We start from the raw sequence: 7,426 nt of genomic DNA, 5'->3' as shown, positions 1-7,426 counted from the left end.
GCCACGAGGCCGATGCCAGGCGATCACGGCGTCCGATATCTCACAACCCACTTCAAAATCCCCTTTTATTATAAGGACATCATCAGATGAGCAGTATGTCGCGCCGCCGTCGTGCCCGGCGAAGAGAGCATTCCTCCTGTTCAAGGCTATTGGCCGGATGGTCCGCTCGACATTGTTGTTGTCGATCTCGATACGGCCGTCGGTCAGGAAGAGCTTCAGGCCATCCCAGTATTTGGCGATGTAGGCCAAAGCTTCGCCGAGCGGGGACTTCCTGGCGACACGGGCACGGTGATGAACAAGCCAAGCCTGCATGTCGGCGACCAGTGGCGCTGACCGCTCCTGCCGTCCAGCAAGCCGAGCCTCCGGACTAAGGCCGCGCAGTTCGGCTTCGATCCGATACAGTTCACCGATCCGTTTGACGCCGTCCTCGGCAATAGGTGCTGCTCCATTGCGGGTGATCTCCACCAGCTTTCGCCGTGCATGGGCCCAGCAGTAGGCAAGCCGAATGTCCGGTCCGATGCGCTCAGGCGCGATCAGCCTGTTGTATCCGGCATAGCCATCGACCTGCAGGATGCCGGAGAAGCCCTGCAATATCCGTTCGGCATGAATGCCTCCTCGACCAGGCGCATAGGTGAAGGCCACGCCCGGTGGAGCGCCGCCGCCCCATGGGCGATCATCCCGCGCCAGCGCCCAGAAGTATCCGGTCTTGGTCTTGCGCGAGCCGGGATCGAGAACCGGAGCACGGGTCTCGTCCATGAACAGCTTGGTTGAGCGCTTCAGGTCGGCGATCAGTGCATCGAAGACGGGACGCAATTCGAACGCTGCTCGCCCGACCCAGTCGGCAAGCGTCGAGCGGTCGAGATCGATGCCCTGGCGGCTCATGATCTGGGCCTGACGGTAAAGCGGAAGATGATCGGCATATTTGGAGACCAGGACATGGACGACAGTCGCTTCCGTCGGCAGCCCTGCCTGGATCAACCGTGCCGGAGCCAGGGCTTGGACGACGCCATCGGTGCAGGCTCGGCATGCATATTTGGGACGCCGGGTTACGATGATCCGGAACTGCGCCGGGACCACATCAAGCCGCTCGGAGACATCCTCGCCGATGCGATGCAAACAACCGCCACAGGCGCAGATCAGGCTTTCCGGCTCGATCACCTCTTCCACACGGGGAAGATGCTGAGGAAGGGAGCCGCGATTGATCGCTCGTGGTTTTGAGACCTTGGTCCCGGCTGGAGCGTCTGCCTCATCCTCGGCATGGATCGCGGCCATCGCCGTTTCCAGGTCTTCTAGTGCCAGATCGAACTGGTCGGGATCGGTCTTCTCGGATTTGCGCCCGAAGGCTGCCTGCTTGAAGGCGGCGACCAGTCTCTCAAGCCGTTCGATCCGCTCATCCTTGCGGGTAATCTGGGCAACCTTATCCGCCTCGCGTGCCTGCGCCGCGATCAGCATCGCCTTCAGGGCGGCAACATCATCGGGAAGATCGGCGGCATCCAGCATGGCCAAAAGCTACCAAATCTCGACCTGATTTGCTTTTGGAATTTGCCGTCCTGAGTCATCGTGCCGCAGCTATTCGACAGTCTGCGGCGTTCTCGCCTTGACGGCATGAACCCGTCGCCAATCGAGGCCCGCAAACAGGGATTCGAACTGAGCATGGGTCAGCGTCATCAGGCCATCCTTGATACCGGGCCAGGTGAAGGTGTGCTCTTCCAGCCGCTTGTAGGCCAGCACGATGCCGCTGCCATCCCAGTAGATCAGCTTCAGACGGTCTGCCTTGCGCGACCGGAACACAAAGACCGTTCCGGTGAACGGGTCTTTGTGCAATTCGTTCTTCACCAGCGCCGCCAATCCGTCATGCCCCTTGCGGAAGTCCACGGGTTTGGTCGCCACCATGATCCGCACGCGGTTCGATGGAAAGATCATATTGTCGCTGCCAGTGCACGCGCGATGGCGGCGATCCGGGCAGCAGACGCACCTTCGTCAAGGCGGATGGTGACAGGGCCGACGACAATCTCGGCGCGAGAAACTGCTTTGACAGTCGGCGGCTCCTGCGCGGGCGGCTCGACAACCATGGCCGCGAATTCGACTGCATCCACCGGCTCAGGCAAAACCAGCTTGCCTTGCCGCGCCAGTGTTCGCCAGGACGACAGGTGGTTCGCCTTCAGCCCGTATCGCCCCGCGACTTCATTCACCGTCGCGCCCGGTCGCAAGCTTTCCGAAACGATCCGTGCCTTGATATCGTCCGGCCATTGGCGATGAGCCTCTCGTCGGCCCGGCCGCGTCGTGAGAACCTCCAATGTAGTGTCCATGGAGAAACTCCTTGCCGCTCGTCCATGGAAACTCGATCACAGATCAGGCGACGGCGAGCAACGTGGGGCCAGAACACCGGTTACGGTGCCCCCGTTTGAGGGCCGCAATGATCTCATCGGGATCGGCTTTCCAGATGAATGGGTCTGGTTCTTGATTGTGTCTTTGGTCAAGCCTTTGATGGCAGCCTGCTGGCGACGACGGAGTGAAAGACACCGTGCTTAGGCGACGGCGCATAACTACAGCGCCAGTTTCGTCGAGCCCGACAAGGCTGCAGACGTTCTTGCCAAGATCAATTCCGATTACAAATATCGACATCGGTCCGTTCCTCTCTCGTTCCAAACAGAGCAATCCTAACCGATCGCTCCAGAGAGGGGCGGGCCATCCCATAATCACAGATCAAGCCAAACTGAAATTCCGAATCCGGTTAGCTGCGACAAGCTTTAGTCGCTCGCATCAAGCAAACTCCCCGCGGTAGCAGTGGGCGGTTACCGAGCACATCTCGTTCAGCACCGTGCTGCGGGGCAACCAACAGCAAACGCTATACTTCACATGCACCGATACCCGCTCTACTTCGCCTTTTGGTCGGCGCTAGCGCTTGACGCACCGCGGGCGGTGAGACCAAGTAACGTCAGATCAACGTCCGCGTGATATATCTCTACGGTTCGCCTATGTCGCGATAGTCAAGACATGAATCAATTATGCTCGAAGCGCGCCGTCAATTCCGCCATGGCCGGACCGCGCGGCGCTTCGTGCCTTTTCAATGAATAGCCGCATTTTTTCGTAGCTTTTAACAGCTGGCGCAGATTCCACGCCGCTGGACACGTCCACCGCTTGAGGATTGGCATCCCTTACCGCCTTCTCTATGTTACCTGGACGCAACCCTCCGGCGAGAATAAGCGGCACGGATGTCGTCAATCCGTTCAGCAGGGACCAGTCGAAACATTGACCTGTGCCGCCATACTGGTTGCCTACCTTGGCGTCGAGCAGCAACGCATCCGCAGAGTAGCGTTCCAGACCTTTGAGATCCTCCGCGCCGCCGACCCGCACGACTTTAATTGTTTTCGCCGGCATATCAACGAAGTATTCCGGACCCTCGTCACCGTGCAGCTGAATATAGTCCAAACGACAACATTGCACCGTGCGCAATATTTCTTCCCTTTCAGCATTGACGAACACCCCGACCACGGACAGGAACGGCGGCAGTTGTTTCCTAATCGAACGGCCTTGTTCGGGCGTCACATGGCGAGTCGACTTTCCATAAAACTGCAAACCGATGGCATCGGCTCCTGCACGCACCGCGGCAAAAGCATCTTCCTGCCGAGTAATGCCGCAAACTTTCACTCGAAGCATATGTCCAAGCCTCCACGCATCGTCGAGTAATGTCCTCCGTGGACGCAACTCATTTTAGAGCGCAACGCAACGCACTGGAAGCGCATCCCGCTCAATCATTGTTTGCCGCATGATCTTTGTTTGAATTTTGCAACTTTGGTTTGCTGTCCTCGGTTTCGGATCGTCCCAGAGACGCTGCCTCTGGATCCTCTTCCGCGTGAAATGACTCTTCCCAAAGGTGTATCGCCTCCATTAGACCGGATATTTTATCCTGGGTCTCGATCAATTCGCTGGATGAACTGGACTCTTTGAGCACACCGACGCCCACCTTGACGTGGATCGTATAATCGTTCAGCAATGCATTGCGGATATTCAAGAAACATCCACCGGTTTGCAGGTGCATATGCCCCACCACACCGCCATAGTAGCGGTGAGGAGCCCTCTCCGCATCGGCGATAGCCAACAACTCCTTCGGGCGAGCGCCCAGCAGGGGAAATATATTCCCCAGCAGATCGAAAATGTTGATGCTGATCAGCAATTTCCCCATGAATATAGAATACAAATGAAAGACATTGCGAAGTTTTTTTATCTGGAGCTCTTTTGTAACTTTAATCGATCCACCCTCACAGAAGGCGTTGAATCTATTCATTCGGTTGACTAAAGATGACCTATGTTCTTTGAGCTGTTTGGGATTGTCGTACAACTCGGTCGCCAGAAACTCGCCGTCATCGCTTGGCTTGCAAGTCGCCGCAACGACATCCACCATCAACGTCCTGTCATCCAGCTCGAATATGTTCTCCGGGCTCGAACCCAAAGCAAAAACATCTTTTCGAACGCAGAAGAAGTGACTGCAGGCGTAGTCGCCGTTCATGGAAGCATGAAGTTCGTACAATTTGAACGGGTCATGTTTCGCCGCCAGGCGATATTCATAGGCACGGGTCAGAGTCATCTTCCCATCCGGGAAGTCCTGTAGGATGCTTATGGCGTCATCGAGCCTTTTCAAAAAACTCTCATCATCCTCGGCGGAGATCCAACTAGCGACCATTTCGGAGAACAGCAATGGTTCACCGAGACAATTCGGTTGAGCAGAAAATAATTCCTCCGAGAAGGCGCGCAGCATGAGGCCGCCCTGCCGCTCACTTGCGAAGTCTCGGCTGAAACTGATTTGGCCGAGCTTTCGATCGGGTGAAAAAACGAACTCTATGGACGGCTGTACGAAAACAGCCTGCGGGAGTTCCTTGTCGACAAATCGTCGATGGATGTCCGGGCTTACAATGAAGAAATATGGAGCGTCTCTTTTTAAGAGTTTTTCGATGTGTTTGAAGATATCTGCTTCGGAATGCGAGTCGACGACGGTTTTTTCGCCGTCCTCAGTACAGCTGAGGACTCCTTCATCGATGGAAACCGCAGCTCGGCACATGATACCAATCTTTACCATGTTGCTGTTCTTGTTGTGGATAAAATAGCTTCCTTCCGTCTCGGAGGCACCTACCATGCGAAAGAAGTCGCAAGCGCGCTCCCAGTACGAAACGTCCTCGCCGCTGTTGTATGGGGTCATTGCTTTCTGAACCTCGCCACGACATACATTGACATATTATAGTGAGGCCCTCCAGGCGTTTCGAAAATATCAATAACCTCGAAGCCGTTCTGACTTAGAAAGTAACTTATTTCAGCTGGAAATATAACTCTAAAGCTCATAGAATCGGTGAACTCTCGGTTTTCGTCTTTAACTTTCCATATACGCGTCCGCTCTACTACTTGTTGTATCTTCGAAATTTTATAACTGGCTGTTCCAGTGGCATTGAAGCCATCGTAAGAGACGGAAAAGACCTCCGGAACTTTCAACTCGCCGAAGAAATCGCCAGGGTTCAAGGGCTGCACTATCAGCAACGTGCCTTCATGCGCATGAGCTTGATATGTCTTGATCGTTGCGTCCATCTCGTCGTTAGACAGTGCAAAATTAATACTGCCTCCCAATGCACAGATTGCATCGAAGCTACGATTCAGACGGCAGGAACGCATGTCGGCGGTTGCTATTTTCAGATTCGGATTTCTTTTCTGCGCAAGGGCCACCATGCCAGGCGTGATATCAAAACCGACACAGTCGGAATAACGCTTTGAAAATTCAACTAAGTCACGACCCGAGCCACAGGCAATATCCAAAACCGAGGATGGAGGATCCGTGAGATACTTTTGAAAGATCTCGATGCACAAGCGGCTCTTGCCACGCGATGGAAAGACCTTTTCATATAATTCGGGATTGTTATACAAAAAATCGTCAAACATATTCTTCTCCGTTTCCTGGACACACCGTTTCCTGCATTGCCGTCGCGACTTCGGTCACCTTTTTTCCCCTCACGTGCGCGCCCCATCGCACGGAGCTCTTCGCGTTGCCATGTAGGCCGTCGCCTCGAACTATCGTACGCTTTGGGTGACATGCACCGAAGCGGCACATTTGCTGCAAGCCGCCGTCGTGAAGCCGAAGGAAGCTCCTAGATGAGCGGACCCAATCCGGGAGTTCCGGCGGATCTCCAGAGTGTGATCACAATATTTTCGTGGCGCTCGATGCACGCTCGCACCACCAATGGAGTTCGGCCGGATCTCCCGCCTTGGCATCCAACGCCTTGCGCCAACCTCGCAACATGAGCCCGCACAATATCGTTAAAGCATGGTGCCGATCGTGAAGTCGCCTTTCGATGACCCCGCAGGAAGTGTAGTACATGAGCACGTCGTCGAGTGAAATCGGCGAGGCTCGGGAGTTCATCGCCATAAACCAGCCGAGGTCGATGGCGGCAGGCGCGAGCATCGACATCGACCAATCGATCAGGCTAACGGTTCCGTCGGAGGATATGCCGATATTGTCAAGCTTGAGATCGCCATGTAGAAAACAGTTGGGCAGCTGATCGAGCGCGCGTTTCAGAGGGCCTAGGTCGTTGAACAGAGAGCGAACTGTATCCCCGATGTTTTTCGGCGCGTAGTCAAAGAATAGCTCCCATCCGGCCAGGATGTCATTGGCAATTCTGAAACTGACTAACTTCTCGGGATTCGGCATGAAAAGGGTAAGGCGATCTTCAATTGTACACCACGGCACATCGACCCCAGCGGGGGGAGGCAACGAATGCAGATGGCTAGCGCCAAGTAATATTGTTTGCAATTGATCTTTCGTGACTCTTTCGTTTGACAACAGGCACTCCGAAATATCCTGCATCAAGATCGAGAAAACCGAGCTGTCTTGTGCGGAGCCGATTGCCGGAGAACCAATCCGATCGTGGCGAATACGAGCGTTGGCCAAAATTGCTTCGCGGCATTTGGAATCCGAAGTAGCCCTCATTATCCAATCGAAATCGGCCGACGTTACTTTCAAGATGTAGGAGGCGCCCTCTCGATTATGTTGTCTATAAATCCGCGCACCTGAAAAACCACGCTGGCTCAACTCTACCCAGTTTGACAACGAGACATCATGTTTGTGGAGCAGGCGCTTCAGGTTGTGAAGCTCATCAAAACTCTTCATAAGCCAATCTCATCTAAGTGGAACCTCGTGGTCGACAGATACGGATGCGGCATAACGGTTTGACGCGAGACAGGATGCTTTTCCCTTTGAATCTGCTCGCTTCCTACCCCGATTAATATTTCTCCGAGGTCTTGATTTCCGGCCGACGTCCGAAAGATGGTCGCCATCTATGGCGCGCCGGCAAGACATAGACACGTCGAACGCTCGTCCGGTGCCTTCGAAAGGCGCTCGGAGAACCGCGCTTCTGGCATCACGGCAACCTCATAAAATTGTCTG

At 54.8% G+C, this 7,426-nt stretch carries 7 protein-coding genes and 1 pseudogene; all 8 read right to left on the bottom strand.

All coding sequences use genetic code 11. The features are described from left to right. The coding region (tnpC, locus tag MOV63_RS31600) for an IS66 family transposase (RefSeq protein ID WP_247039683.1) at window positions 1–1,500 on the bottom strand (1,500 nt) is incomplete at its 3' end. A gap of 69 nt (window positions 1,501–1,569) precedes the next feature. Next, window positions 1,570–1,923, bottom strand: coding sequence for an IS66 family insertion sequence element accessory protein TnpB (gene tnpB / locus MOV63_RS31595; protein WP_247039681.1), 354 nt, complete (start codon window positions 1,921–1,923; stop codon window positions 1,570–1,572). After that, window positions 1,920–2,309: an IS66-like element accessory protein TnpA gene (tnpA, locus tag MOV63_RS31590; protein WP_247039680.1), complete on the bottom strand. Its 390-nt coding sequence runs from the start codon at window positions 2,307–2,309 to the stop codon at window positions 1,920–1,922. Before tnpA ends, tnpB begins: the two co-directional genes overlap by 4 nt. A 181-nt stretch (window positions 2,310–2,490) precedes the next feature. After that, window positions 2,491–2,625 (bottom strand): annotated as a pseudogene (locus MOV63_RS33105) (IS110 family transposase); the annotation flags it as partial. Between the two features lie 381 nt (window positions 2,626–3,006). Further along, window positions 3,007–3,660 (bottom strand): phosphoribosylanthranilate isomerase, encoded by a 654-nt coding sequence (locus MOV63_RS31580; RefSeq protein WP_247039679.1) that lies wholly within the window; start codon window positions 3,658–3,660, stop codon window positions 3,007–3,009. A gap of 91 nt (window positions 3,661–3,751) precedes the next feature. After that, the gene (locus tag MOV63_RS31575) at window positions 3,752–5,197 is read right to left on the bottom strand and encodes a chorismate-binding protein (RefSeq protein WP_247039678.1); all 1,446 of its coding nucleotides are present in this window, start codon (window positions 5,195–5,197) and stop codon (window positions 3,752–3,754) included. After that, window positions 5,194–5,925: a trans-aconitate 2-methyltransferase gene (locus tag MOV63_RS31570; RefSeq protein WP_247039675.1), complete on the bottom strand. Its 732-nt coding sequence runs from the start codon at window positions 5,923–5,925 to the stop codon at window positions 5,194–5,196. The genes MOV63_RS31575 and MOV63_RS31570 overlap by 4 nt, the downstream gene beginning before the upstream one ends. A gap of 256 nt (window positions 5,926–6,181) precedes the next feature. Next, window positions 6,182–7,150 carry a phosphotransferase family protein gene (locus tag MOV63_RS31565; RefSeq protein WP_247039674.1) on the bottom strand — a complete coding sequence of 323 codons (969 nt, stop codon included), beginning with the start codon at window positions 7,148–7,150 and terminating at the stop codon, window positions 6,182–6,184. Window positions 7,151–7,426 lie beyond the last annotated feature (276 nt).

The sequence above is a fragment of the Neorhizobium sp. SHOUNA12A genome (genome assembly GCF_023006505.1).
Classification (GTDB): domain Bacteria; phylum Pseudomonadota; class Alphaproteobacteria; order Rhizobiales; family Rhizobiaceae; genus Neorhizobium.
The sequence above is the reverse complement of the archived record's forward strand: the minus strand, read 5'-3'. Positions and strand labels throughout refer to the sequence as shown.